Here is a 25,296-nt window from a genome sequence, read left to right as displayed (position 1 = left end):
GATCATTGATCATAAAGCCGTTTTGGCCTGAGTGAGAAGCTTGAGGCTTTAAGAAACTTCTGAATCAATCTGTCAATTATTACACCAGCTTAACGGCTTTGAAAACTTCGTTTAGCCGATAATAGCATTTGCTCACACGTCCTGGAGACTGTCGTGAAATTGCTGATGTTATTCCAGAGCAGCCTGACTTCTTTAGACTATCGGTGTCTTTTTTAGTCCCGGGCTGCCCGGTAAAGCCGCTAACTGACAGCATAGAACGAGAGCCAAGTCAGAGCGTTACTTATTCATTTTAGCTTTTTCAGGAGTGAGATCATTGTCTTGGTCCACATCAACAGGCTTGCGCTTACGATGTCTTCTTTTGTGATCCATCAGGATTTTATCATTCTTGCAGATCACCCTGCATGGCCAGGACTGACCATCCTCTGTGACCACGGTTTCATCACAAGTTTTTTGTTTGTTGTGGATTTTGCTTTTATGAACTGATAGTGATGGAATATTTCTGAAGACCTTTCCGCATTGCTGCAGTTGACCATCTTCCCCGACCAGCCTCACGTAGCAGATTTGTTGGCCGGTGTGTTCTTTGTTTCTGTGCTCAATCCGGTCTTGAGTACTTCTGCAGACTTTCCCGCATGACTGCTGCAGGCCATCCTCGCCGATCACGGTCACGTCACAGGTTTGTAGCCCGGTGTGGTATTTTCTTTTGTGATACGACTGGGCTATTGAATTATTGCAGACTTTTCCGCATGGTCGCGGCTGGCCATTCTTTCCAATGACTGTCATATCGCAGATTTTTTGTTGTCCTTTGTGAGCGCTTCTTTTGTGAGACGTCAGGGCTCTGGCATCCTCGCAGACTGTTCCGCATGGTTGCGGCTGACCATCTTCTCTGACCATGGTTACGTCACAGGTTTGTGGTCTGATGTGGGCTCTGCCTTTGTGAGCCGCCAGGGCTAGAGAATGACTAAAGACCTTTCCGCATGGCTGCAGCTGGCCATCCTTTCCGACTTTTGTCAGGTCACAGGTTTTTTGCCCGCTGTGGTATCTGCTTTTGTGCGAGGATAGAGATCGAGCATTCTTGAAGATCACCCCACATGGCCGTGACTGGCCATCCTCCCCGACTAAAGTCATTTCGCAGGTTTGTTGCCCGCCACCGTTTGTTCTTATGCGATTCGACCGGGCTTGTTGACAACGGTTGGAACCACTGGGGGGAAGGTAACCTGAAGGTGAAGTTCGAGTCAATTCAGGTTCGCCAGCATGAGAGGTTTTGTGATTGGGTGCTGCGAATATAACCTTGCCAGATGCTGCCGGGGCCTTTATTGAACCTCTCTGAAAAAGCTGAGGTGGGCTTTGAACCCATTGGGAGGATTCTGTTGTTTTTTGTGGTGTTTCTGAAGTTCTCATTGAGGATATGAGGTCGGTAAAGGCACAGGAACCCCCGCTTTTTTCGAGACGAATATGATTACCTAAATTGAGTAACCCGTTGATTACAACCAAGTCATCATTGGAGACAGGAAATTTCTCAAGTACTTGGGCGTCAGCTCTGACCGGCCCGGTTGAGTCACTGTCTGATGCTCCTGAGCTCACTGAGTATGCAAGCTTGCAGCTACTTGTCGGGTTGCTATCAAGGCCCCGGGGCTGCACATGATCGGACTGTGTCTGAGAGGGGTGAACAGACGTGCATTGGAGTTGAATGGCAGGACCATTCAATATTTGGAAAAGCCAGTTTTGTTGGGAATACATAGTCTTTAGAAGATTAAAATGATCTATACGGCTATTGGTTAGATCAGGGCATGAACTCTGTCCTGCTCCTGTCTGGACTGTTGAACTTTCTGCCGATTTCTGCGGCCATCCAGTGGGTAATCCGCTATCGGGTGATGTTCGGAATTGACAAACGCCATGACAGGGAAGGATGAAACAATTTAAACCGAAAGTGTGCAGGTGTTGTTGAGGATCTCCGTTACCGCCGCCAGAGTCAGAGTTCAGAGGGTTAGTGAAAGAGCGTGTAGGCAGGGCCCTGGCATCCGGGACTATCTGGATGGATGATACTGATGGCTGTTGAGATTGCTGGTTATCTCCAGAGCCAAACATCATAGTGATGGTTGCAAACGAATGTCTCTGACTTGCCTCTTGTTGTTCAATCGGTTTAAACAGAGGTGAATTGAGGGGCCAATCGCTTTTTAAAAGCCAACAGGCAGTGATAACCACTTTTAAGGGTAGCCATGAATAGGGATCGGAGCCTGAAGGAGAGTCTTTGGTTGTCAGGATCAGTTGGTAGGGAATCAGTAGAGGTACGGTGAAAAAACATTGCTGTCTCATAAACTCAATAAGGGTAGGGAGGATCCCGTAAATGTCAGGTATGTGTGGTTTGATATCAGGTGGCGAATCTGGTTCTTTACAGTCGTTTGTGTCGAAAATGTATAATGGGCTGCCCGGGCATCTGTGCTGGTTACGCTTTATAGAAAAGCTCTGGTTTGGAAAAACTGCATTCGGTTCAGGCTCGACAACAAAAACTCCTGTCAACGGTTGAGCCTGACAGATGACAGACATCGACAGAAGAAGCCACAGCGTTGCTGCAAAGAGTGAGTGTTTAATAATTCTGTTCTAGCATTCCGGTTTACAGAGAGGAAGGATAGATTACCTGATGTAAGAGGGAGCAAAAAACACTGATTCTCAAGCTGGAGCGTGGCAGCCAGAGTCACGCGGGATATAAAAAAACCCCTTCAGACAGGGGCTTTATGTTGATCAGCTGTTCGCTTTATCGGAATCGAAATGCTCACGCATTTTCTGCAGGAGATAATAGAATAATGGAATCATTATCGTGCCGAACAGGGTGGCAGCGATCATTCCGGACATTACTGTCGTACCAATTATCCGTCGGCTGGCAGCACCGGCACCACTGGCAAACACCAGAGGCAGTACTCCTAGTACGAAAGACAGTGCTGTCATCAATACGGCGCGAAAGCGCAGTTCGGCAGCGTTGATTGCGGCATCGAAGATACTCTTGCCTGACTGCCTTTGAACCATGGCAAATTCTACGATAAGAATGGCCGTCTTTGCAGCAATACCAATCAATAGCACCATACCTATCTGGGCGTAGATATCGTTGGCCATCGAGGGTATCAATAACCGGAACAGGTTGATCCCGACAATGGCACCGAAAGCCGCTATGGGCACTGCCACGATGATTGCCAGCGGCATGGTCCAGCTTTCATACTGTGCCACCAGGAAAAGGTAGACAAACAGGAATGCCAGAGCAAATAGCAGTGGAGCTACGCTACCGGCTTCAATTTCCTGTAAAGACTGTCCAGACCACTCGAAGGTGTATCCATCGGGCAATGTCCCGGCCAGATCTTCCATGGCAGCGATGGCATCACCGGAACTAAAACCCTGATTGGCCTTGCCACTGATGCTGGCTGAACGGTACAGGTTGTAGTGGTCGATGCTGCTGGGGCCAAGAATCGGCTTCAATGAGGCAACGGTAGTCAGAGGCACCATCTCGTTATTCAGGTTTCTGACAAAGAACTTGCTCAGGTCTGAAGGGTTGGCGCGATACTCGCTCTCTGCCTGTAGCTTAACCTGGTAGGTTCTACCGAACTTACTGAAGTCATTGACATACAGGGAGCCCAGCTGGGTTTGCAGGGTCATGAAAATTTCAGACAGTGGAATACCCTGTGCCTTAGCCTTGTTGCGATCTACTTCAAGGAAGTATTGAGGCACGTTAGCACGGAAAGTACTGAATACCTGAGTCATTTCGGGGCGCTGGTTTGCCTGATAGATCAGTCCATTCAACACCTGACCAAGCTCCTGAGGGGGGCGGCCAAGAGTATCCTGAAGCCTGAAGTCAAAACCACCTGAAGATCCAAGGCCCGGAATGGGCGGGAAGGCAAACGCCATGACCTGGGCTTCCGGTAACGTCCAGAGCTTGCCCTGTATCTTTCTCAGTACCGCCTGCTGGTGTTGTAAAGGGTCCGGGCGATCTTTCCAGTCGTTGAGGACAACGATAGCCATGGCGTTGTTGGAGTTGGATCCCCCCATGATGCTGAAGCCGGAAACACTGATAACACTGTCTACATCGGGTTCGGTTCGAATGATGTTGGTGATGTTCTCCATAGTGGCTTCGGTTCTGTTCAGGGACGCTGCGTCAGGAAGCTGAACATCCACCACGAAGAATCCCTGGTCCTCATCCGGAACAAAGCCGGAGGGAGTGCTGTTGAACAGGAAGCCGGTGGAGGCCATCATGATCGCAAACAGTCCAATTCCCAGAATGCTTCTTCTAATCAACAGGGTAACCCAGCTCTTGTAGCCGCCGGTCAGCCGCTTGATAAAGTTATCAAGAGGAACCAGCCACTTGATGTGTCCCATCTTGCCTTTTTTCAGCAAAGTGGCACACAGGGCCGGACTTAATGTCAGAGCGTTGATGGAAGAGATCACAACGGCTACCGATATGGTGACCGCAAACTGTGAATAAAGTCCGCCGGTAATACCCGGCATAAAGCCTACAGGGACAAATACCGCCAGCAATACCAGGGTGGTCGCCACAATAGGGCCCGATACTTCCTTCATGGCCTGACTGGTGGCTTCTGCCGGGCTCATCCCTTCCCTGGTGATTAATCGCTCAACGTTTTCAATAACGACAATGGCGTCGTCCACGACCACCCCTATCGCCAACACCAGTCCGAAAAGCGTAATAGTGTTAATGGAAAACCCGAGAGCTTTCATGATAGCGAAGGTACCAATCAGGGAGACCGGTATTGCGATTGCCGGGATCAGCGTTGCCCGCCAGTTTTGCAGGAACAGGAATACAACCAGTACCACCAGAGCGACTGCCTGAAGCAGGGTAATGATTACTTCCTTGATGGACTGATCAATAAACTTGGTCGTATCGAACTTGATTTCATACTCGATACCTTCCGGCATACGTGCAGACAGCTCTTCCATAGTCGCTTTTACGCCTTTCGCCACATCCATAGCGTTGGCATCAGGCTGCTGATAGATAACCAGAAAAGCTGTGTCGTCATTGTTGAACTTGGCAACACCATCGTAACTCTGGGAACCCATTTCAACCCGAGCGATATCCTTGATGCGAACATAGGAACCATCAGGGTCGGCCTTGATAATGACGTTGCCGAATTCTTCAGGGTCGCTCAGACGTCCCTGGGTTTTTATGGTGTAGGTGAACTGCTGGTCTGGCTCGTTCGGCGCCTGACCCAGCTTACCGGCTGCAACAATAACGTTTTGCTCATTCAGTGCGTTGGATACGTCTGAGGTTGTGATGTCAAGAGATGCCATGCGTTCGGGGTTAAGCCAGATACGCATGCTATAAACCAGTGAACCCATAATGTCGGCAGAAGCGACCCCGTCGATACGAGCCATGGGTTCTTTCAGGTAATTATTGGCGTAATTATTAAGGTAAACGCCGTCGAACTCACTCTTGTTGGAAACCAGGTTTATACCCATCAGCATGCTTGAAGACTTTTTGCTGACCGTCACCCCCGTTCTTCTGACATCTTCGGGAAGTGATGGTTCAGCCACAGCAACACGGTTCTGGACGTTTACCAGGGCCATATCCTGGTCGACACCCGAATCAAAGGTCACGGTGATGCTTGCGCTGCCATCGTTACCTGCAGAAGAGTTGATGTAGATCATATCCTCTACACCGTTGACCTGTTCTTCAATCGGTCGGATGACGGCTTCTTCTATGGTCTCTGCATCGGCTCCCGGGAATACCGCACTGATATTGACCTGGGGAGGGGTGATTTCAGGAAACTGAGCCACAGGCAGGGTCAGCATGGAAATCATACCCACCAGGGTTATGACAATCGACAGGACAAAGGCAAACTTGGGCCTGTGAATAAAAAACTGACTGATCATCGCAGTTACCCTTGTTTGTTAGCCTGGCTGCCCTGCTCTTGACCAGGCTTGGGCTGGCCTTCAATTCCGCCTGTCTCTGGATCAATTGTGACGGTGGTGGGAGTGACTTTGACACCTGGACGAACTTTCTGAAGGCCTTCAACGATGATCTTTTCACCGGCTTTAAGTCCAGAGTTCACAACCCACATTGGACCCAGGCGACGTCCAAGTTCTACCTGACGGGTTTCAACTGCGTTATTAGCATCTACGACCAATACAAAACGGCCCGATTGGTTTTCCTGGACGGCAGACTGTGGAATGATCGGATGTTCGGTTTTGTTCTTGCCTTCCACGATAAGGGTGACGTATAGGCCCGGAACAATGATGCCCTGAGGATTCGGGAATTCAGCACGCAGGGTCAGGGTTCCCGTGGTTTCATCGACTCTGGTATCTGCGAAATTGAAGGTGCCCTTGTGATTGTAATCGCTGCCATTGGGTAAACGCAGGCTCATTTCAAAGTCCTGCTTTTCGGCTGCCCGGCTGCCAGAACTTTCCTGTAAGCGGCTAATGATCTGTTGTTCATTGACTTGGAAGTTGACATAGATAGGGTCAATCGAATTCAGCGTTGCCAGAGGTTCACTATTCGGACCTACCAGATTACCCACGCTGTATTTGGAGCGACCGATCTGACCTTTAAAGGGGGCTATGATTTTGGTGTAGCTAAGATTCAGTTTGGCAGTATCCAGCTCCGCTCCAGCCGCTTGGACAGAGGCTTCTGCCTGAGCTTCTTTGCTGGTCTGGGTGTCCAGGTCGGCCTGACTGATATAGCCTTTTTTATGAAGATCCCTGCTGCGTTGAAGGTCTTTTTTCGACTTGTCCAACTCTGCGTTAGCACTGGCCAGATCAGCTTCGGCTTTTTTAAGGTTGGCGATATACGGTTTGGGGTCTATAACGAATAGCAGCTGATCTTTCTCCACAGTTTGCCCCTCAATGAAGTCTCTCTGTGCAAGAAAGCCTTCTACTCTTGCTCTCAGGTCGACAGTATTAACAGCTTCTGTACGAGCGACGTATTCTTTGTAATCGCCAACAGGCTGCTCTGTAACGCTGATAACAGAAACAGCAGGAGGAGGCATTTTTCTTTGTTCCTGCTCTTGATTACAGCCTGACAGGGCTAATACAGATGCGACAAGCAAGCCGAAAGGGAGCAGAGGTCGTTGTCTATTTCTGATGATTGATTTCATCGATGGCTCCGAGAGAAAGAGTCTCAAGTTCAGATTTCCAGCCCACGGTCAGAGTCTTGTGGTATGAGTGTGCCGATCAGGAGATCTCTTCGCAAAGCAATACACAGGCAAGTCTAGTCTGTAAATAGTCTTAGCTGCTTGCACAGGAGTCTGTTCAGGCATGAGCACAGTTAGTATTCACCTGTCTTTTTTCTGTGCAAGCGCCACCATTGAGGACCGGAGAAGGTGAATATAAACATTAATTATTGTGCGTTTATACTCAAAGTCATCGGTTTTTCTAAAGTTGGCGCAGTATTGTGCAGAGTTGGGCATACTCATGTTGGAAAAGTAGTGGGTATTGTACTCAGCTAAAGGCTGATTCCTACCACTAAATTAAAAATAAAGCATTTGTTTACAGGACGTTTACTTCAAATGCGAATAAATCTTTTTACAGAGTGCTTACTGACTCTAACCCCAGTGTATATACGGGCTTCAATACACTGAGCCCATTGTTTAAACGCTGAAGTTTTTCAACTAAGACGGGGGCGATTGAAACGAAAGTCTTCTGGAATGTTGAGTGCTGTTTGTTTGCGACAAGATAATTTGTTGGTTTGTGACGCTTTCCCGGGTCGTGTTGGATAAGTCGGCTGACAGACTCTCTGTAAATTTTGTGCCCTGTGCTGTACCTTTAACCCCGCCTTGCCCCTGCGGGGTCTTTTTTTATTGAGGAGCTGCCAATGAGTAATGAAAATCTAGAGCTTCTGTTGATAGATGATGATATTGAACTCTGTGAATTGTTGATTGAGTACCTGGCTACCGAAGGGTACTCTGTCAATGCAGTTCATGATGGTGAGTCAGGTGCCCATGCTGCCCTCTCAGGCGAGTATCAGTTGGTACTACTCGATGTTACCCTGCCAAAACTGAACGGTTTCGAAGTCCTGAAAAAAATTCGTCAGACGTCTGATATCCCGGTACTGATGTTAACGGCTCGTGGCGATGATGTAGATCGCATCATTGGGCTGGAAATCGGAGCGGATGATTATCTGCCCAAGCCCTATAACCACCGCGAACTGGTAGCCAGGATCAAGGCCATTCTGAGAAGGGGCAGGTCACCGGGGGCCGAGGTCGGTAATAAAGTCCTTTCTATTGATGATATCACGCTCAATCTGGCAAACCGCGAAGCCAAAATGGGTGAAACACTGCTTGAGCTGACGGCCACTGAGTTTATGGTTCTCAAGGCACTGATTGAAAAAGCTGGCGAATTGATCTCCAGAGATGAACTGACTCAAATCGCGTTGAACCGTCGTCTGACACTTTATGATCGTGCGATTGATATGCATGTGAGCAATGTACGCAAAAAAATTGGCACACGTCCGGATGGCTCACCAAGAATTAAAACCGTCCGTGGTGCAGGCTATTTCTATATACGACCATGATTAAACAAGTCCGGAGAATGTTGGTCTGGCCATTTCAGCGTCTGTTCTGGAAGCTGTTCCTTTGGTTCTGGCTTACCATGTTATCGATGATGGCTGCCATGGTGATAGCGGTGGCCATAACGGTGAATCCCTCGGATTTCCTGTCAGAACGCAGAGAGCTGTTTCGTGAACTGGAGATCGTTTCCAGAAAAGTCGAACGCATGGCTTCTGGTTGGGCTCCTCATACTCCCTTCCCTCAGTTCAGCGGAAGTTATTTTTACCTTTTTGATCCTGCCGGTGAAGTGATGGGCAGAAGAGCCATTCCGGATGAACTGATGTCCGCTTATGATCGAACCCATGATCGCACTGAACCTACTATTACTTTCAGAAGCGGAGTAGTAGTTGTGGGTCCCAGGAAAGTCTGGATTGGACGAGTGCCTTATGATCTGTTTCTGACCAAGGAAATGCCCAGACTGGTTCACTGGCGAGTGACCAAAGTACTTTCCCAGCAATGGCATCTGGTCATCATTGCTCTGGCGGTCAGTTTCCTGCTTTGCATCATGCTGGCGCGCTATCTGGTAGTCCCCATCAGGCGATTGCAGATAACCTCCAGAAAACTGGCGAAAGGAGAGCTCTCTGCCCGGGTAGAAGCCAGTGTCCGACAAAGAGGTGACGAGCTGGGAGAATTTGCCCGCGACTTTGATCACATGGCAGAGCAGTTAGAGACGCTGATCAATAACAAGGAAATCTTACTCAGAAACGTCTCTCATGAGTTACGTTCCCCGTTAACCCGGTTGCAGATTTCTCTGGCGCTGGCTCGAAGAAAAACGCCTGAAGCTGAGGCGGAACATGGGCGCATAGAAAGGGAAATAGAGCGTCTTGATGAGCTGATTGGTGAGATTATTCGTTTCTCCCGTATTCAGCATGGTCTGAGTGAAGTGGCCTGTGAGCAGGTCAATCTGGAGCAGCTTATCAAGGAATTGGTGGATGACGGTAACTTTGAAGCTCAGGCCCAGAATAAAGGCGTTGATCTGATTAAGAGCCAGTCTGTTGAGATTGTTGGAGTGCGTGATTGGCTGAGCAGCGCAGCTGAAAACATCATTCGTAATGCCATCCGATTTACTCCGCAAGGCAGCAATGTTGAAGTGACGCTGGAAGAATTTCGGCGAAATGTGATCATCAAAGTACGGGACAAAGGTCCGGGTGTTCCTGAAGAGGTGTTGGAATCCATGTTCGAACCTTTCTTCAGGGTGGATGAAACCCGAGGCAAGGAAAATGATGGATTTGGGCTGGGGACTGCCATAGCAATGAGCGCTATAGCCAATCACGATGGGTCAATCTGCGCCAGAAATGCCCATCCTGGTCTTGAAGTAACGATCAAGATACCTCTGGACAATAAGCGCAAGTTATAACCGACATCTGTCAGAAATCAGGGGAAACGCCGCAGTGAATTGAAGCGCTGGGAAAGCTGAAGGCTCCTCGCTCAGCATTTACGTTAAAGACCAGCGCCAGTTGACTAGCGGTACACGCTTCCAGACAGGAATAGTGAAAAAGTACAGACCTATTCCAGCGAGGTCAGCCATCAGGTCAGCCGGTGAAAAAAAGCGATACTCTGTTTGTAATTGCAGCAGCTCAATGAGAAAGCCATAGGCCATCAAACCACTGACTTTCCATAAGTTGAATGACTGGTTTGGAAAGCTGGCATCGATCAGAAAAGCTAACAGCAGGAAAGCTGCAAGATGTTGAAGCTTATCGTTTACAGCGCTGAGTGGGACTTTATCCAGCGGCAATAGCGACAAAACCATAATAGATGCCATGGCCAGCAGGAGGGCAGTCTGGGCCAGTTTTGTGTAATGAGTCTTGATTAATGCTATCAAGCGGTCCTTCCTCTCGATTCCTGAAAATAGTCAGATAATTATTTTCTATAACGTTTTGTAAAACTTTTTCGAGCCAGTTTGTTGGCCCTGGATCGATTTCTGGGAATACTGTTTTTTCTTAATTGTACCTTTAAAGCATCAGGTATCTCTATCTCGCACCAGTTTCCCGGCTTGAGTTCGTCCAGTGTCCAATCACCTATACGGTATCGTATTAGTCTCAGGGTAGGGTGGCCAACTGCTGCGGTCATACGTCGAACCTGTCTGTTACGTCCCTCTCGAATAGTCAGCTCCAACCAGCAGTCAGGGATGAACTTTCTTTCCCTTATGGGCGGTGTCCTTGGCCAGATTGCTGGTGCCTCTATAATTCTGGCTTTTGCAGGAAGCGTCGTGCCGTCTTTGAGCTCAATGCCTTTTCTCAGCTTCTCCAATGCCTGTTCATTGGGTAAACCTTCCACCTGAACCCAGTAGGTTTTGTCCATCTTATGAAGGGGAGAGCTGACCTGATGTTGAATCTGTCCATTGTTAGTGAGCAGCACCAGCCCTTCGCTATCCCTGTCCAGGCGACCAGCAGGATAAACACCCGGAATGGGCAGGTAATCCTTGAGTGTAGAACGCCCTTCTGAATCGGTGAATTGAGTCAGTACATTGAAAGGCTTGTTAAACAGAATCAGTCGTGGAACGGGAGTCTGTTCTGTTTTCTTCTCGGGAAAACCGGGGGGCTGGTGGGGGCGACCTGACATCGGGCTCAGTCTCATTGGCTTTGGCTGACATTATAAAGTGATTGAAACAGAACAAAAGCCCCGAGCTCAGCTCTAATAATGGGTAAGACTCTGCAAACATTCGACAGGATTACGCTGATTTGACTGATAAGTGCGTGTTAAATCGTCGGAGAGTCAGGTGTTTTCTTGATTACTGAAGTACTTCTACGGATTATGATTTCAGGAGAGACAGGCAAAATAAACCCCGGATAAGCTGCTCCGTAACTTATCTCTTGCCAGGGAGTACTGACATACTCCGGCAGATTGATTTTCAATTTGTTCATTTGTCTTGTTAGTTCTTATTAAATCCGGGTTAATGGCCCGGATTTTTTTTACGTGTGCCGAGCATGTCACACAGCTTGGGGGTGAAAGTCCCCTGTCCAGCCAGATGAGGGCGAAGGACTAGTGAAGCACAAGGTTTGTATCGCGAGGTGCAGGCTGAAGGCAGTGTGGAGCAAAACCGCGAGCCGACGAACAGAAATCAGATATGAGGCTGTTTGCGTGAGGACGAGTCAGCGTATGATGATGAAGTCCATACTCATCCGGACATTCAGGCAGTAGATCTGGCGGTTGTGCGGCGAAGGCGGTGTGACTTACCTCGGGAGGTCTGTGTGGTGTCTGATATTTCGGACTGAGGTCATCGTAAGGTGACTTGACCGCCACACAGAAGTCAGCAGATGGCATAGTAGCTGGCGTATGTCAGTGAAGGCCTGAACGGTACAGAGTGGTGAGTAGTTTCTGTTATTCGATACACTGGACGCAGACAAATCCAGCAAACACTGGAACTCATGCCAAGTGGTCACGGCGGAACCGGAGGCTGCAAGGCTATGAGAGCTGAGGTCGTGTCGGTATCACAGGATTACGAAAGCCCGGCGGGTGGTACGAGACTGATGGAGCGTATCGCCAACCCCAATAATTTAACAAGAGCCTTTCAGCGAGTTAAACGCAATAAAGGCGCAGCAGGCATCGACCGTATGACAGTGGAAGGGTTGTACACCCATCTACAAGAACATGGTCATGAACTGCGACAATGTCTTTTGCAGGGAGAATGGCGTCCTGCTCCCGTAAGGCGAGTACTGATTCCCAAACCGGACGGAGGAGAAAGGCAGTTGGGTATACCAATCGCCTTAGACCGAATGGTGCAGCAAGCGATACAGCAAGTATTGCAGGCCGAGTGGGAACTAAGGTTCTCATCTTTCAGTTACGGGTTCAGGCCGAACCGGTCAGCTCATCAGGCGATTAATCAGGCTCAGTCGTATATCCGAGAAGGATATAACTGGGTTGTGGACATTGACCTGTCGAAATTCTTCGACCGGGTTAACCATGATCGACTGATGGCAAAACTGGCCGTTCACACAGATGACAAGGATGTATTACGTTTAATTCGACGATTCCTACAGTCCGGAGTGATGGAGAACGGGCTGGTAAAACCGCAGACTGAAGGAGTGCCTCAGGGAGGACCGCTCTCACCTGTGTTATCTAACATCGTACTGGATGAACTCGATAAAGAGTTAGAAAAGCGTGATTTACGATTTGTACGTTATGCTGACGACTGTCGGGTGTTTGTGCGAAGCAAGAAAGCAGGCGAGAGAGTGATGGCAAGTTTGACTCGTTACATCGAAAGTAAGCTGAAGCTAAAGGTCAACGTTGCGAAAAGTGCAGTTGACAAGGCATGGAGGCGGGCGTTCCTGGGATACAGCTTTACCAGAGATGGCAGGAAGAAGCTGGCAGATAAAACCTGCAAGCGGTTCAGGGACAAGGTCAAACAACTAACCCGCAAAGGCGGGCGGTCACTGGAGCAGAGATTGGAGTCTCTGAATCGCTATTTACGGGGCTGGAAGAACTACTTTCGAGAAGTTGAAACCCGTTCGGAGTTTGAAAACTTTGACTGCTGGATCAGGCGACGATTGAGAAGTTTGCTCTGGTATCAATGGAAGAAAAGTCCGAAGCGATATGCGGAGCTAAGAAGGCGAGGAGTCAGTGAAGAGCTGACGAGGCAGACAGTAGGATCGAGCAAAGGGTACTGGCGGATAAGCCGGAGTCCTGCGCTACACTTAGCATTGCCGAATAGTTGGTTCGATGAATTAGGTTTGATTAGATTATTGGCTGCTTAACTGACCGAAACGCCCAGTACGGACCCGTATGCTGGGTGTTGTGGGAGTTGCGCCTTGCAAGCGCGTAAAATCTTGTGACCTGAAATGGTCATCGCGGTAAAGCTGTGGTCGGCAGCCGTGTACCGAGTCTTGCGTGGTAGAAGGTAACGACTACTGCGAAGCGTAGACAGGGTGATAACAGGCCGTAACGTCTGCTAAGGGATAATTAGCCCCGAAATTGAACGTGGTTGAAGTGGCTGACCTTCTCTCTCAATGGGGAAAGCGGAAGTCGGGAGCTCCGCTAATGACAAGGCATCCCGACTGCTTCCGGGGTTCGTACCCGCGGCATGTTATCGAATGATTTTACGTGAACAAGGGAGATCCTGAACGTTCAGGCGGAGCCTGTAGGGTCCGACGAGCCTGTAAAGCAAGAACGACTTGATGACGTTCAGGAAGTCAGACCAGCTGATAGTACTCCGAGGCGGGGAGAGCCCGTCACATGGGGAAGCGGCTGGCGGTATTTGAGCCTTTCCAGGGAAACATGGGCTCCACATCTGAGGGAGTTACGGTCTTTTACGCAGTGAGAAGGTAAACCAGCCATGGCAACGGGACTGGAGAGGGTAGCAGCGAAAGCCCGGAGTTATCCGAAACTTCGCTTCACAAGTCTGGCACATCATATTACCCCGGCGAGCCTGTGTATGAATCTGAACAAGATTCCACACAACACATCGCCCGGAGTCGATGGGCTGACTGTCGAAGAGACAAAGAAAGACTTTAAGCGGTGGTTGCAACAGACACTGACGTCTATCCATCGGCAAGGCTACAAGGCACCGCCGGTCAAAAGGGCATGGATACCCAAGCCGGGGAAAAAGGAAAAGCGCCCTCTGGGTGTTCCCTGCATCAATGACCGGGCTTTGCAGCGAAGTGTTGCTGATGTGCTGAATGCTATTTATGAGCAGGACTTTTTGCCCTGTTCCATGGGTGGCAGGCCACGACTGGGAGCGCACCATGCCCTGTCCACTTTTAACGAGGTGGTTTCAGGCCGAAAGGTCAGCTGGGTGCTGGAAGCGGACTTGAAGAACTTCTTTGGGAGTCTTGACCATGGATGGCTGCTTCGTTTTGTGGAACACCGGGTCGGTGATCCCAGAATTCTGAACCTTATACGGCGCTGGTTGAAAGCCGGGGTGATGGAGGCCGGGGAGTTGCAAGAGTGTGAAGAAGGTACGCCTCAGGGTGGGCCGATCAGCGTAGTTCTGAGCAACCTGTACCTGCATTATGTGCTTGACCTCTGGTTCGAGTGCAAGGTCAAGCCCCGGCTAAAAGGCGAGGCATGGCTGATCAGGTACATTGATGACTTTGTGGTGTGTTTTCAGTATCGCAGTGATGCGGAGCGGTTCATGAATGTGCTGCCACAGCGACTGGAGAAATTTGCGTTGAAACTGGAGCCGGATAAAACCCGGTTAGTCAGGTTCGGACGTTTTGCCAGTCGTGGGGAAGACGATCGGAGACGGTTTACTTCCTTGGCTTTACGCACTACTGCACAAGGAATCTGAAAGGAAACTTCATGGTGGGAAGGAGAACGGAAAAATCCCGCCTAAGACGCAGCATAGCCAAACTGAAGGAACTGCTGAGACGAATACGCCATGATCCGCTGCACGAACAAGTGACAGCGATCAATCGACGGTTGAGAGGGCATTATGCGTATTACGGTCTGGGAGGAAACTTCCGAAGTATGGAGAAGCTTTACCGGTTTGTTGACCGCTACTGGTACAAGATGCTGTGTAGCCGATGCCGGAAAGGCAAGATTCCATGGGAAAAGTACCATAATCTCAAGCAGCTTCTGCCGTTACAGAAACCGAGGATAATGCTGCCTTTTATGGCAATGAAATCCATGGCTGTGCTGTGAGTCAAATATCGAAGAGCCCGGTGCGGGAAATCCGCACGCCGGGATCTGAGGGGGTTGGAGCTACAATTGGTAGCTCCTTCTACCCGGTGAGCGTAGCTGTGAGGCTACGCCCTATCCCGATCTGCACAATTACCTGTTTCGTCAGTGCCCTCCGGGTAAATCAGCTTGATTTGCCGGTATGGACAGTAAGGGCCCTAACCGCCAATCGTTTTCATCAAAAAACCTTTCAGGACAAATCCCAGTACACCCAAGCATAAAGCGCCAAAAAGAATAAATGTACCAAACTTTCCCGCTTTCGACTTTTTAGCCAGATCGTAGACAATGAAACCCATGAACAGCACCAGAGCTGTCAGGAGGGCTTTCATCATAAGGCTTTCAAAACTGTCTATATCCATACTTCACTCCAGCGAATAAGGCTACTCATTCTATCTCTGATGGATTCTATGTCTACACTGAAATAAGAAGAACTGGCTGATGTCATCGGAAAGTAAGGTTGAGCTGGAAAGAATGTAAAGTGCCAAAGCGATAATGGGCCGTTGACTAGTGGGTACATGGCTGCTTACTTCGCTAAAAGGAGAAACCCCATGGCCTCCCGTATCAGATTGATCGATGTCACTAAGCTTAAGAAATCGTCCTGGCTTGCTCAGCAGGAATCCGAAGCTGCAGTAAAGACCGCCAAAGCAGGCATTAACCAACAGAAAGACTTTATGGACTCTGTTGGTATGGATAAAAAGAAACTCCGTGAGTTTATAAATAGCGATGCCTGGCCCACCCATTTCAAGCATAAAGCCCGTCAGGAGCTGATCAAGTTCAATGATGAGCTGAAGAGTGACCTTTCTCAAGAAGCATCACTGAAACGAAAAGAACTCAGACTGGCTAATCGACTGCTGAAACCGAAGACAAAATCAAGATCCTCCGGCAGAAGGCATCGGACCGGATTTGTCTGATGGTCGAAAGGAACGGCTGGAACGGGCAGAAAACAGTGTTTTTTTACTGAATATTTATGTGGATGACAGGGGCGGTTTTTCATGGCTACCGTTAATGGAGTTAACAGTAATAATAATGTTAATGTTGTTGATTCTTCCAAGCTCAGTCAGCAGGACTTTGTCTCGGCTGTCTACCTTGAGCGCGGGAACATGCTGGACTCGGAAGTCCGCAGACTTGTCGGTGAGATAGAAACTTCTAATAAGCTACTGGGTAACGTCAATACTCTGATCAACAAATCCAACATAGCCCAGTACGGCACCAGTCAATACAAGCAGACGACCTGGACCACTAACGGTAATAACATTGTACTGGATAATGGTTATGGCATTGCTATTCAGCCGGATGCTAATGGCAAAACTACATTCACTCTGGTGGATGCTGAAGGCAACCAACTCAATTATCAGAACCAGGCACTGGTGCCGGTTGCCAAGGGCTCCATTTCGGATGCCAAACAGGTGGGTATTCCGGTTATGAATGATATGACTATGGTGTTGGATGATGGTACTGAGATTACTTTTCAAACATCCGCTCCCGGAACCTCCTTTGATCCTTCCAATTTGTCAGGAGGTCTCGCAGATATCACCGGAATCACCATCACCAGAGGCAATCAGGGGCTTACAGTAACCGATTTGAATACGGCAAAGCCTGTTATTGGTACGCCAAATCTGAATGGCACCGCCCTGGATGCTGCCAGTAACGATGGTTATGTTCTGCTTGAGGCGGGTGGGCTTCATTCCTGGGAGTTTGACGGAGTGAATACCAACCAGATGACTCGTAAGGACCCGAACGATTCCAGTCATACTCTCAGTGGCTACGAAGCCCGTAAAGTCGCCTTCCATAATAGTTTTACTAATGAAGTGACTGGTGGTATGCCAGCATTGACACAGGAAGAGCGTGATGTTCTTAGTAATCTGCTGAAGATCAATTACACCGACGCCAGTGGAAAGGGCCAGCTCACACCAGAGGAATGGGCTTCGCTGAAGACATCACTGACCTCTGCAAAAGAAAATCTGACGGGGAGTAACCAGTTGCAGACTGTCCAGTTGCAGCGTGCAATGACTACTTACAATCAGAACTTTGATGCGATGTCTAACGCCCAGAGTAAAATTTATTCATTGCTGAAAGATATCATCAGTAATTCTAAATGATGGATCACTCTAGACTGATACCAATGTGGCTGATTCCTTCATTCCTGGCCAAAGCCCTGATCTGTTTCATAACATCAGGGCTTTGTTTGCTTCTACTGATTTGATTCAGCACTTCTTCAATAAACGCAATCTGTTGCTGATAAAGCTCATGCTGTTCAACATACTGTTGGAGTTCAGTCCCTTTAAGCTCTTCAGCTTCTGTATACTTAATGAATTTACCAATGGTGCTCAGTGAGAGTGTCAAGGCACTGGCTGTCTCTCCAGCATCAGGTTCCATGGCACAGTTAACGGCACATATCGTACTAATAACGCTGTCGTAAGCTGGAATGGTGCCAAACATTTCCCACTCATCAAGGTCGGGTACATTCGGTTCAAGTTTCTCCAGTAAACGCTCAAAGTTTTTGGCTGACTGATGGCCTGCGACGTTATCCCAGAGCATATTAAGGGAGTGTCGAACGTCTTCGGGAAGTCCAAACTCTGTCAGTTCGGCAAACAGGGCAAAGTTGGGCCAGCTTCTTTCACAGACAGCAGTTGCGACTCCTACGAGCTTCCATGCTGGAAGTTTCTCCAGTTGACGCAAGAACTGAGCGTATTGTCTATGTGTGTTCAAGGTGAAACCTCAAGCCAGAATATCTGGACAGGGATTCTAACGGGATTATACCGGGAAGGCACTGCTTAGAAGAAGTTCTTGAGTTAGTTAGAGCTTTAGATACAAATCATAGCCCTTTGATTAGATCTGCCATTTGAAATTAACAGTGAAAGAATCCAGATCATAATCAGAATTGAGTTCAATTATGGAATCATCAAACATGCAGGTTTCTGCTTTGACGCTACTGCTGAACCGGACCTTACCACAGTCGCCAAATTCAAACTGAGTTTTTTCCTTGATGAAGTCCATGCCTTCTTTGATGGGTCTGGCAGCACCAATGTAGTCGAGCCCTAGAAATGCAGCACTGGCAGCCGCCTGTTCAGCCAACTTTTTGGGGTCGCTAACAGCCTTGTATACAAAAGAGCTGACTTCTTTCTGGTTTACTTTGGATTTTTCCCGGATAGACAGCTCAGGCATTCTATTGACGTTTTCTGATCGCTTGGTAGTTATGGCAGAGAAAGGGTCAATCATCGAAACATCACGAGAGTAGGCAGTGCTGTAATGAGGGGACCCTGAAAGATAATGACCTTCCGAGTCTGACAGTGCTACAACCGGGAACAAAGTCATGAAAAAACACGATCCCCATTTGCAACATACACTAGAGCTGCTTAAAGATTTGCTTCCATCCATGGTGCTAACCCTTAGTTAGCGCTGAATGCGCTTCCACCCAAATTATATTGCCAGTCTATACGCCATGCTGGCAAGAGAAAAACCCTTACTAGTCAGTTAAGCATGCTCAGGCTGAAGTGCCCTGAATTTCCTGCTCAATATAGCGACATAATATATATATGTTTTTTCATTATTATATTCTGAAATAATTTCTCAGGATGGCCGTGATGAATGGTACAAAAAGGGATAAACACTTCGTTATCCATTCGTTGTGTATTGGGGCCATATAAATAGTTATCTTCCTTTTTATTTATTTTACTTATTACTGGTTTTTTCCTTGAGCCGTGAAATCTACAAGACAACTCTGCTATCTGGCTTTATCGGCCATGGGGTTGTTATCTTGAGCCTTTTGCAGGCTCTGGGATGAGAATGACCAATACTATCTGGTCATACTGCCCTGACATTGGGTGACCAGCTTCACTGGCGAACGTTTTAACAGCGCACTGAAATGCGCTGTTGAAGGTTTATTTCGCAGAGGGTTTGAAGAGCCGAAAAGGTATGATCCGACTTTATGCTCTGGACATGAATTTGCCTGTCTCTGTATTAATCTTGATGATTTCTCCGGTACTCAGGTATTCCGGAACCTGAACTTCAAGACCGGTAGTCAATCGTGCCGTTTTTGTACGAGCAGCTGCAGAAGCACCTTTAATAGCGGGAGAGGTATCAATAATTTCCAGAGCGATAGATGACGGTAGTTCAATAGCCAGTAACTGACCATCGACCAAGAGAGCGGTCAGTCCTTCCATGCCATCAGATATATAGGGAAGTTGTTCTTGAATCGTGCTTGAGTTAACCAGATACTGGCTGTAGTCCTCACTGTCCATAAAGGTAAACTCATCACCTTCACGATATAGAAGTGAAACTGTTCGGCGGAGTAAGTCGACATCAGCAAACTGATCGTCACCTGTGCAGGTCATCTCCAGCTTCTGGCCACAAGGGATGGAGCTGAAACGAAACTTATAGAGGGTTGAGGCACCGCGAGCGGATGGACTCTTGGTTTCCTGCTGTCGGACGATGCAATACTGGTTTTCAATTTGAACAATCTGACCTTTCTTCAGATCTTTGGCATAGGCCATCTATCTTAACCTCGGTTCAAAGGGGGCGGGCAAATTCTATCACAGGACAGAAATTGCCATCGGCTCGTTAATCATTTGCATTGGGTCTGAATGCTTGAGCTGAAATCATCTACCAGCGCTTCTTGTCCTGGTAGTTTGTCAGATCAACTGTATCAGATGGGTTGTTATTCTCTGGCTGAGTATCGTCTGAATATTCTGTAGAAATGATCAGATTCGAAGTTTGCTGTTCTTCAGGGTTAGTGTATTGCAAATTCACTACCTGCAAGTATTGACCGAGCAAGCGTATATGACCCGGGTAACGCTGAATCCCATCGGGTGTAAACTCAAAACTGAAATCTCTGGCAAGGCGCATCTGACCGTCTGGACTGCGCTTGAAACGTGTAGAATAACGAACCACAGTCCCATCAAGGAGCTGTAAGTTCATTTCCTTGCAGGTACGTCTGCCATGTACGATGGCGATTTCTCTCGCTTTAGTTGTATCAGCCCAGTACCAGGCAAAAGCTGCTCCGAGTAGCATCCAGATGATAACGTTCATGAGGGCATTTTATAGCCAAGCAAGATAGAAAAGCTATGCCTCAAGAGTTTCTTTTACAAGTTGCGGCGTTTTTCTGAGTAATAAACCAGAAATCAGTGCAGATGTCTTGGATTGGTGGCTTTACCAACGGGCTTTCCATCACGGTCAATGATCTTTTCCCTGGGGTCGACTCTGTAAATTCTTCTGAAGTATTCCGCCGTCAGGGCTTTCTGATCAGCAAACTGCTTGATGTCTACGCCAACCCGGTTGAGATATTCAAGCATAAAAATGGTGTCGGGCACGTCAGCCTCCAGCTATTGGTTCCATAAAGTGACTCTCTACTGTCCAGATAGTCCATTCCGGGTTCTGGTCGAACAAAGGGCTCACTGGAATTCGAAACAAGAATAGCAACAGTATGTTTAGTTTTTTTGACTTTGGAGATGCTTTCTTCAACCTTTACAGAGCTTTACAGCCTCCTTATTGATTCTATTGACTAACCTCGCAGAATCCTTTTCCTTTTCGCTTGTGGTGAGGCAGTTGATTGTCTGAAAATTTCTGGAGCTGGTGATTTTGTTTGTGGTGTTAGCTTTTTTTGGTTGAATATTTTAAAAAAAGTGTAAAATGAAAATAATTCACTGATTCGAGAGCCTTATACTAGGTTATAAGTGCAGACAAGGCTTGGACTGGGGGAATATATGCTGGTAGGTGTGCCGAAAGAAATAAAAAATCATGAGTATCGAGTCGGGTTAACACCCGCTGCAGTTAAGGAACTCGTGGCACAGGGACATGAAGTTATTGTTGAAATGAATGCCGGAGCAGGTATTGGTTTCACCAATGATTGTTATGAGAATGCCGGGGGTACTATTGTTAAAACTGCCGAGGCAGTGTTCGAAAAGGCTGAGCTGATTGTTAAGGTCAAGGAACCTCAGGCTATTGAAAGAGCAAGGCTACGTCCTCACCATACTCTCTTTACTTACCTTCATCTGGCGGCAGACATTCCTCAGACTCAGGGGCTGATTGAATCAGGAGCTACCTGCATCGCCTATGAGACTGTAACAGATGCTAATGGTCGTCTGCCTTTGCTGGCACCTATGTCAGAAGTCGCAGGTCGTATGTCTATTCAGGCTGGGGCTCACTGTCTCGAGAAGTCTCAGTCAGGTCGTGGCGTGCTCATGGGTGGTGTTCCTGGCGTAGATCCTGCGAAGGTTGTCATTATCGGTGGCGGTGTCGTTGGTCAAAATGCTGCTGCTATGGCTGTCGGCATGGGGGCGGACGTAGTTGTTCTGGATCGCTCTATGGACACTCTCAGACAGCTTGATGCCCGTTATGGCAACCGTATTAAAACCGTATTCTCTACTCATCACTCTATTGAAGAACATGTACTGACAGCTGATCTGCTGGTAGGGGGAGTTCTGCTGCCAGGTGCTGCCGCACCCAAATTGGTGACCAGAGATCTTATCAGCAGAATGAAGCGTGGCTCTGTTATTGTTGATGTTGCTATTGATCAGGGTGGTTGTGTTGAAACGTCCAGACCCACCACCCATGATGATCCTACCTTCATCGTGAATGGTGTTGTTCACTACTGTGTGGCCAACATGCCAGGTGCCGTGGCAAGAACTTCTACAGTGGCACTGACAAATGCAACGCTGCCATACGTTCTAGACATTGCCAATAAAGGTACTCGTAAAGCTCTTGAGGATAATCCACACCTGCTGGAAGGTCTTAACGTCTGCAAAGGCATAGTGACCTGTGAGAGCGTTGCTCAGGTACAAAACCTGACCTATAGGCCTGCTTTTGAAATGCTGTCTGAAATCTGATTTAAGATTATCTGAACCGAAAGCTCTGGTTTGCTTTTGGAAGCCAGAGTTTTTTGTTTTTAATTCTTGAGAGATGGTCCGGTAAGCAGGATACTCTGTCAGGTAACTGGCTACTTAACAGTGAATAGAGATTCACACACACAGGTTGATTGATTTTGGGTTGGATTCGGGTTTGATTAATTGGCAATGGTCCAGGTTTGAAGAACTTACCGGGCAGGAAGTATATAGCATTCTGAAAGCCCGACAGGATGTCTTTATCGTTGAGCAGGATTGCCCTTATCACGATGCGGATGGTGCTGATCAAAGGTCTCTGCACTTATCGGGCTGGGGGGAAGATGGAAATGATCTTGCAGCCTATCTGAGGATTATACCTCCGTCCTCCCCCGAATCTGTTGTGGCTATTGGTCGTGTTATCACTACATACTCTTACCGTGGCAGCGGGTTAGGCAAAGAGTTGATGAAACGAGCGGTAGAAAAAGCCACCGAACTCTTTCCTGGATATGATCTTTATCTTAGTGGTCAGGCTCACCTTCAAACATTTTATGGCGCTTATGGCTTTAAAGCTGAAGGTGACATCTATGAGGAAGATGGTATTCCCCATATTGCCATGTTTTTAAGAAGGTTTTGATGACCACTGACACACAAGCGGCTCATGTTGTCTCTGACAACTGATTCTGCTGTGTGCCAGCTTCTAATGTCCAGTGGCTATTCATTTCATGGTAGGAATGACAAACTCTGCGCCTGGTCTGATTCCAATTGGCCAACGAGAAGTAATAGCTTTGCGACGTGTATAAAACTTCACACCTTCCATGCCGTGCATATGTAATGGACCAAACAGAGAGCGCTTCCAGCCGCCAAAGCTGTGGAATGACATTGGGACTGGAATGGGTACATTTATGCCGACCATGCCGATCTGGATGTCATGGGCAAACTGTCGGGCACTGTTGCCATCACGAGTGAAGATGGCAGTACCGTTGCCGTATTCATGATCATTGATCAGGGTGACCGCTGTCTCATAATCAGGCACTCGCACTATCGACAGTACCGGTCCGAATATCTCTTCCCGGTAAATGGACATATCGGTGGTGACATTGTCGAACAGGCAGCCGCCCAGAAAGTAACCCTCTTCGTGACCCTCAACAGAATAATTTCTGCCGTCCACGACCAGTTTGGCGCCCTGGGCAATACCGGCATCCACATAACCTGATACCTTGCTGCGGTGCTCCTGGCTGATGAGTGGACCCAGTTCAATACCAGACATCAGACCATTACCCACCTTCAAGGCTTTCACTCTCGGAGCCAGGCGTTCAATAAGTGCATCTGCTACGTCACCCACGGCAACTGCGACAGAAATAGCCATACAGCGTTCGCCCGCAGAACCGTAGGCAGCACCTATCAGTGAATCAACGGCCTGATCAAGATCAGCATCTGGCATGATAACCATGTGGTTTTTCGCTCCACCCAGAGCCTGAACGCGCTTTCCGTGGTGGCAGCCTTTCTGATAGATATACTCAGCAACAGCTGTAGAGCCAACAAAACTGACGGCCTGAACATCCCTTGAGGCGAGGATAGTATCAACAGCTTCCTTATCACCATTGACCACATTCAGAACACCATCGGGAAGACCGGCTTCTTTCATCAATTCGGCCAGACGGAAAGGAACTGAGGGGGCTTTTTCTGAAGGTTTGAGAATAAAAGTGTTACCGCAGGCAATAGCCAGGGGGAACATCCACATGGGCACCATGGCCGGGAAGTTAAAAGGTGTGATTCCTGCCACTACGCCCAAAGGTTGGCTGACGGACCAGGCATCCACATCAGTTCCCACATTTTCTGTGTATTCCCCTTTCAGCAGGTGAGGAATACCACAAGCAAATTCTACGACTTCCAACCCTCGGGTAATATCGCCATGAGCATCTTCCAGAACCTTACCATGTTCTCTGGTCAGCATTTCAGCCAGTTGATCACGGTGTCTTTCAACCAGTTCCCTGTATTTGAAGAGAAGTCTTGCACGATTTAGCGGTGTGACATTTCGCCAGATTTCAAAAGCCTGCTTGGCTGTGGCTATGGCAACCTCGACTTCTATGGCACTGGCCAGAGAAACAGAAGCTTCCTGTTGCCCGGTAGCAGGGTTAAAAACGGGTAACTGTCGTACGCTGGGGGCAGAGGGCAAACCGGCGATGAAATGGTTGATTTGAGCACTCATTTCAGGGCTCCTTACAGTTCATTACTTTTATTGTTCAGAGTGAAACCATTACCTTCTTAAGGTTACGGGAATTCAGTCTCCGCATGAAGGGCTGAGCGCCACGATCTAATGTTCAACCTTCTCTCAACGGCTACTGACTTATTTCGACATTAGCATACTCATCCAGTAAAGAAAGCAGGACTGAGAATTTTGACCTGAATCAATATTTTTGATTCAAGGGCTTTTGGATTCTGGCTGAACAGAGTTACTCTGGGAGCTTACTCAAATGATCGTTGTGTAAGCTGACTTGAAAAATAGCAAAATGAGGTATGAAGTAACCTTTTGGAAATATTCTGCAAATAGAATATTTTCAGCTGTCACGATGTGAGAGTGTTTTATTCCCTTGACTCAAAAGGGCGCTGTCCATTCTGGAGCCCAGGGCAGAAATGTCTGAATGCTTTCAAGGCCTGTTAAGTTTTCTTGCAGGGCTGGCATTTCATAACAAGAAGAACAAGAGAGGAAGAGTGCTATGTCGTTACTGATCAATAGACTTGTGAAGGATCACGAGCACCTTTTACGCCTGCTCGATTGTCTGGATCATGAAGTATCCGGATACAAGGATGACAATGAGCATACTCCCAGAGTCTGGCTGATTCTTGATGCTCTGGATTACCTGCATCATTATCCAGACTGCTTTCATCATCCACTGGAATCCCGTTTGCTATCCCGTCTCCGTCCCGGACTGACAGATGCTTGCCAGCGTGCTGTCATGGCAGAAGTAGAGGCTGAACATAAAGAAATACGTCAGTTAATCACCAGTCTGATAGAGCGCTTCAATGCCCTGGCTATGGATCAGGTTATCCCGGTCAATCAGCTGCTGGCGGATTATCAAAAATACGTTGAGTTGCAAAGGGCTCATATAAAGAAGGAAAACAGGGTGTTGATTCCGGCGATGAAAGACATTCTGACGGAAGAAGACTTCAAGCAGGTGAGCGAGTCTCTGAAAGAGACTTCAGACCCTCTATTTGGATCCCACGCCCGGGAATCCTATGAAAACCTGTACCAGTTTGTGGTGGGCGCTCCCGTTGACCGGGTAGTTTCCAAAGTACAGTGAAAAACTGCCGTCTCTAAGGCGGCA

Annotated in this window: 22 protein-coding genes; 10 read left to right on the top strand and 12 right to left on the bottom strand. The window is 48.1% G+C overall.

The features are described from left to right. Positions 1-276: 276 nt before the first annotated feature. The 3 genes from P6910_RS18655 to P6910_RS18645 all read right to left on the bottom strand — a co-directional run bounded on the left by P6910_RS18655 (position 277) and on the right by P6910_RS18645 (position 7,088). On the bottom strand, positions 277-2,544 hold the full coding sequence (locus P6910_RS18655) for a hypothetical protein (RefSeq protein WP_317142756.1): 2,268 nt from the start codon (positions 2,542-2,544) through the stop codon (positions 277-279). A 195-nt stretch (positions 2,545-2,739) separates the two neighbouring features. Next, positions 2,740-5,868, bottom strand: coding sequence for a multidrug efflux RND transporter permease subunit (locus P6910_RS18650; protein WP_317142755.1), 3,129 nt, complete (start codon positions 5,866-5,868; stop codon positions 2,740-2,742). 5 nt (positions 5,869-5,873) lie between these two features. Next, on the bottom strand, positions 5,874-7,088 hold the full coding sequence (locus tag P6910_RS18645; RefSeq protein ID WP_317142754.1) for an efflux RND transporter periplasmic adaptor subunit: 1,215 nt from the start codon (positions 7,086-7,088) through the stop codon (positions 5,874-5,876). Positions 7,089-7,804: 716 nt separating this feature from the next. Between P6910_RS18645 and P6910_RS18640 the strand changes: the two genes are divergently transcribed. Continuing rightward, complete coding sequence (locus tag P6910_RS18640) at positions 7,805-8,503, top strand: response regulator (protein WP_317142753.1); 699 nt, start codon at positions 7,805-7,807, stop codon at positions 8,501-8,503. Positions 8,504-8,520: 17 nt separating this feature from the next. Then, complete coding sequence (locus P6910_RS18635; protein WP_317142752.1) at positions 8,521-9,894, top strand: ATP-binding protein; 1,374 nt, start codon at positions 8,521-8,523, stop codon at positions 9,892-9,894. 78 nt (positions 9,895-9,972) lie between these two features. On the opposite strand, the gene P6910_RS18630 is transcribed toward P6910_RS18635, so the two are convergent. Beyond that, positions 9,973-10,359, bottom strand: a complete 387-nt coding sequence (locus P6910_RS18630) for a VanZ family protein (protein ID WP_317142751.1) — start codon at positions 10,357-10,359, stop codon at positions 9,973-9,975. Between the two features lie 38 nt (positions 10,360-10,397). Continuing rightward, entirely contained in the window at positions 10,398-11,099 is a 702-nt protein-coding gene (locus P6910_RS18625; RefSeq protein ID WP_317142750.1) for a pseudouridine synthase, read from the bottom strand. An 806-nt stretch (positions 11,100-11,905) separates the two neighbouring features. Between P6910_RS18625 and ltrA the strand changes: the two genes are divergently transcribed. The 3 genes from ltrA to P6910_RS18610 all read left to right on the top strand — a co-directional run bounded on the left by ltrA (position 11,906) and on the right by P6910_RS18610 (position 15,116). Next, the gene (gene ltrA, locus P6910_RS18620) at positions 11,906-13,231 is read left to right on the top strand and encodes a group II intron reverse transcriptase/maturase (protein ID WP_252176896.1); all 1,326 of its coding nucleotides are present in this window, start codon (positions 11,906-11,908) and stop codon (positions 13,229-13,231) included. A 578-nt stretch (positions 13,232-13,809) separates the two neighbouring features. Continuing rightward, complete coding sequence (locus P6910_RS18615; protein ID WP_317142050.1) at positions 13,810-14,763, top strand: reverse transcriptase domain-containing protein; 954 nt, start codon at positions 13,810-13,812, stop codon at positions 14,761-14,763. Between the two features lie 11 nt (positions 14,764-14,774). After that, positions 14,775-15,116: a group II intron maturase-specific domain-containing protein gene (locus P6910_RS18610; RefSeq protein WP_317141879.1), complete on the top strand. Its 342-nt coding sequence runs from the start codon at positions 14,775-14,777 to the stop codon at positions 15,114-15,116. Positions 15,117-15,310: 194 nt separating this feature from the next. Here P6910_RS18610 and P6910_RS18605 read toward each other — a convergent pair whose 3' ends face one another. Next, positions 15,311-15,511: a DUF2788 domain-containing protein gene (locus P6910_RS18605; protein ID WP_317142749.1), complete on the bottom strand. Its 201-nt coding sequence runs from the start codon at positions 15,509-15,511 to the stop codon at positions 15,311-15,313. A 189-nt stretch (positions 15,512-15,700) separates the two neighbouring features. Here P6910_RS18605 and P6910_RS18600 point away from each other — a divergent pair, with 189 nt between their 5' ends. Together P6910_RS18600 and P6910_RS18595 are read left to right on the top strand one after the other, a co-directional pair. Then, positions 15,701-16,063, top strand: a complete 363-nt coding sequence (locus tag P6910_RS18600; protein ID WP_317142748.1) for a hypothetical protein — start codon at positions 15,701-15,703, stop codon at positions 16,061-16,063. Between the two features lie 81 nt (positions 16,064-16,144). Beyond that, a complete protein-coding gene (locus P6910_RS18595; protein WP_317142747.1) occupies positions 16,145-17,251 on the top strand; it encodes a hypothetical protein in 1,107 nt (368 codons plus the stop codon). Between the two features lie 4 nt (positions 17,252-17,255). Here P6910_RS18595 and P6910_RS18590 read toward each other — a convergent pair whose 3' ends face one another. From P6910_RS18590 to P6910_RS18570, 5 genes are all read right to left on the bottom strand, one after another. Then, a complete protein-coding gene (locus P6910_RS18590; RefSeq protein ID WP_317142746.1) occupies positions 17,256-17,861 on the bottom strand; it encodes a DUF416 family protein in 606 nt (201 codons plus the stop codon). A gap of 120 nt (positions 17,862-17,981) precedes the next feature. Continuing rightward, positions 17,982-18,467, bottom strand: coding sequence for a hypothetical protein (locus tag P6910_RS18585; protein ID WP_317142745.1), 486 nt, complete (start codon positions 18,465-18,467; stop codon positions 17,982-17,984). Between the two features lie 611 nt (positions 18,468-19,078). Then, complete coding sequence (gene yeiP, locus P6910_RS18580) at positions 19,079-19,645, bottom strand: elongation factor P-like protein YeiP (protein ID WP_317142744.1); 567 nt, start codon at positions 19,643-19,645, stop codon at positions 19,079-19,081. A gap of 109 nt (positions 19,646-19,754) precedes the next feature. Continuing rightward, positions 19,755-20,180, bottom strand: coding sequence for a DUF3301 domain-containing protein (locus P6910_RS18575; protein WP_317142743.1), 426 nt, complete (start codon positions 20,178-20,180; stop codon positions 19,755-19,757). A 92-nt stretch (positions 20,181-20,272) separates the two neighbouring features. Further along, positions 20,273-20,461: a hypothetical protein gene (locus tag P6910_RS18570; RefSeq protein ID WP_317142742.1), complete on the bottom strand. Its 189-nt coding sequence runs from the start codon at positions 20,459-20,461 to the stop codon at positions 20,273-20,275. Between the two features lie 393 nt (positions 20,462-20,854). Between P6910_RS18570 and ald the strand changes: the two genes are divergently transcribed. Beyond that, entirely contained in the window at positions 20,855-21,976 is a 1,122-nt protein-coding gene (gene ald / locus P6910_RS18565; RefSeq protein ID WP_317142741.1) for an alanine dehydrogenase, read from the top strand. 172 nt (positions 21,977-22,148) lie between these two features. Continuing rightward, positions 22,149-22,604, top strand: coding sequence for a GNAT family N-acetyltransferase (locus tag P6910_RS18560; protein WP_317142740.1), 456 nt, complete (start codon positions 22,149-22,151; stop codon positions 22,602-22,604). A gap of 81 nt (positions 22,605-22,685) precedes the next feature. On the opposite strand, the gene P6910_RS18555 is transcribed toward P6910_RS18560, so the two are convergent. Further along, positions 22,686-24,179: a CoA-acylating methylmalonate-semialdehyde dehydrogenase gene (locus tag P6910_RS18555; protein WP_317142739.1), complete on the bottom strand. Its 1,494-nt coding sequence runs from the start codon at positions 24,177-24,179 to the stop codon at positions 22,686-22,688. Between the two features lie 508 nt (positions 24,180-24,687). Here P6910_RS18555 and P6910_RS18550 point away from each other — a divergent pair. Further along, complete coding sequence (locus P6910_RS18550; protein ID WP_317142738.1) at positions 24,688-25,272, top strand: hemerythrin domain-containing protein; 585 nt, start codon at positions 24,688-24,690, stop codon at positions 25,270-25,272. Positions 25,273-25,296 lie beyond the last annotated feature (24 nt).

Source organism: Endozoicomonas sp. 8E (assembly GCF_032883915.1).
Lineage (GTDB): Bacteria > Pseudomonadota > Gammaproteobacteria > Pseudomonadales > Endozoicomonadaceae > Endozoicomonas_A.
Note: the sequence above shows the minus strand (reverse complement) of the source record. Positions and strands in the feature narration are given on the sequence as shown.

Coding starts and splice junctions, on each gene's coding strand:
- P6910_RS18655 (WP_317142756.1), bottom strand. CDS start 2,544: ATGTCTGTCATCTGTCAGGCTCAACCGTTGACAGGAGTTTTTGTTGTC.
- P6910_RS18650 (WP_317142755.1), bottom strand. CDS start 5,868: ATGATCAGTCAGTTTTTTATTCACAGGCCCAAGTTTGCCTTTGTCCTG.
- P6910_RS18645 (WP_317142754.1), bottom strand. CDS start 7,088: ATGAAATCAATCATCAGAAATAGACAACGACCTCTGCTCCCTTTCGGC.
- P6910_RS18640 (WP_317142753.1), top strand. CDS start 7,805: ATGAGTAATGAAAATCTAGAGCTTCTGTTGATAGATGATGATATTGAA.
- P6910_RS18635 (WP_317142752.1), top strand. CDS start 8,521: ATGTTGGTCTGGCCATTTCAGCGTCTGTTCTGGAAGCTGTTCCTTTGG.
- P6910_RS18625 (WP_317142750.1), bottom strand. CDS start 11,099: ATGTCAGGTCGCCCCCACCAGCCCCCCGGTTTTCCCGAGAAGAAAACA.
- ltrA (WP_252176896.1), top strand. CDS start 11,906: ATGCCAAGTGGTCACGGCGGAACCGGAGGCTGCAAGGCTATGAGAGCT.
- P6910_RS18615 (WP_317142050.1), top strand. CDS start 13,810: ATGGCAACGGGACTGGAGAGGGTAGCAGCGAAAGCCCGGAGTTATCCG.
- P6910_RS18610 (WP_317141879.1), top strand. CDS start 14,775: ATGGTGGGAAGGAGAACGGAAAAATCCCGCCTAAGACGCAGCATAGCC.
- P6910_RS18605 (WP_317142749.1), bottom strand. CDS start 15,511: ATGGATATAGACAGTTTTGAAAGCCTTATGATGAAAGCCCTCCTGACA.
- P6910_RS18600 (WP_317142748.1), top strand. CDS start 15,701: ATGGCCTCCCGTATCAGATTGATCGATGTCACTAAGCTTAAGAAATCG.
- P6910_RS18595 (WP_317142747.1), top strand. CDS start 16,145: ATGGCTACCGTTAATGGAGTTAACAGTAATAATAATGTTAATGTTGTT.
- P6910_RS18585 (WP_317142745.1), bottom strand. CDS start 18,467: ATGACTTTGTTCCCGGTTGTAGCACTGTCAGACTCGGAAGGTCATTAT.
- yeiP (WP_317142744.1), bottom strand. CDS start 19,645: ATGGCCTATGCCAAAGATCTGAAGAAAGGTCAGATTGTTCAAATTGAA.
- P6910_RS18575 (WP_317142743.1), bottom strand. CDS start 20,180: ATGAACGTTATCATCTGGATGCTACTCGGAGCAGCTTTTGCCTGGTAC.
- ald (WP_317142741.1), top strand. CDS start 20,855: ATGCTGGTAGGTGTGCCGAAAGAAATAAAAAATCATGAGTATCGAGTC.
- P6910_RS18555 (WP_317142739.1), bottom strand. CDS start 24,179: ATGAGTGCTCAAATCAACCATTTCATCGCCGGTTTGCCCTCTGCCCCC.
- P6910_RS18550 (WP_317142738.1), top strand. CDS start 24,688: ATGTCGTTACTGATCAATAGACTTGTGAAGGATCACGAGCACCTTTTA.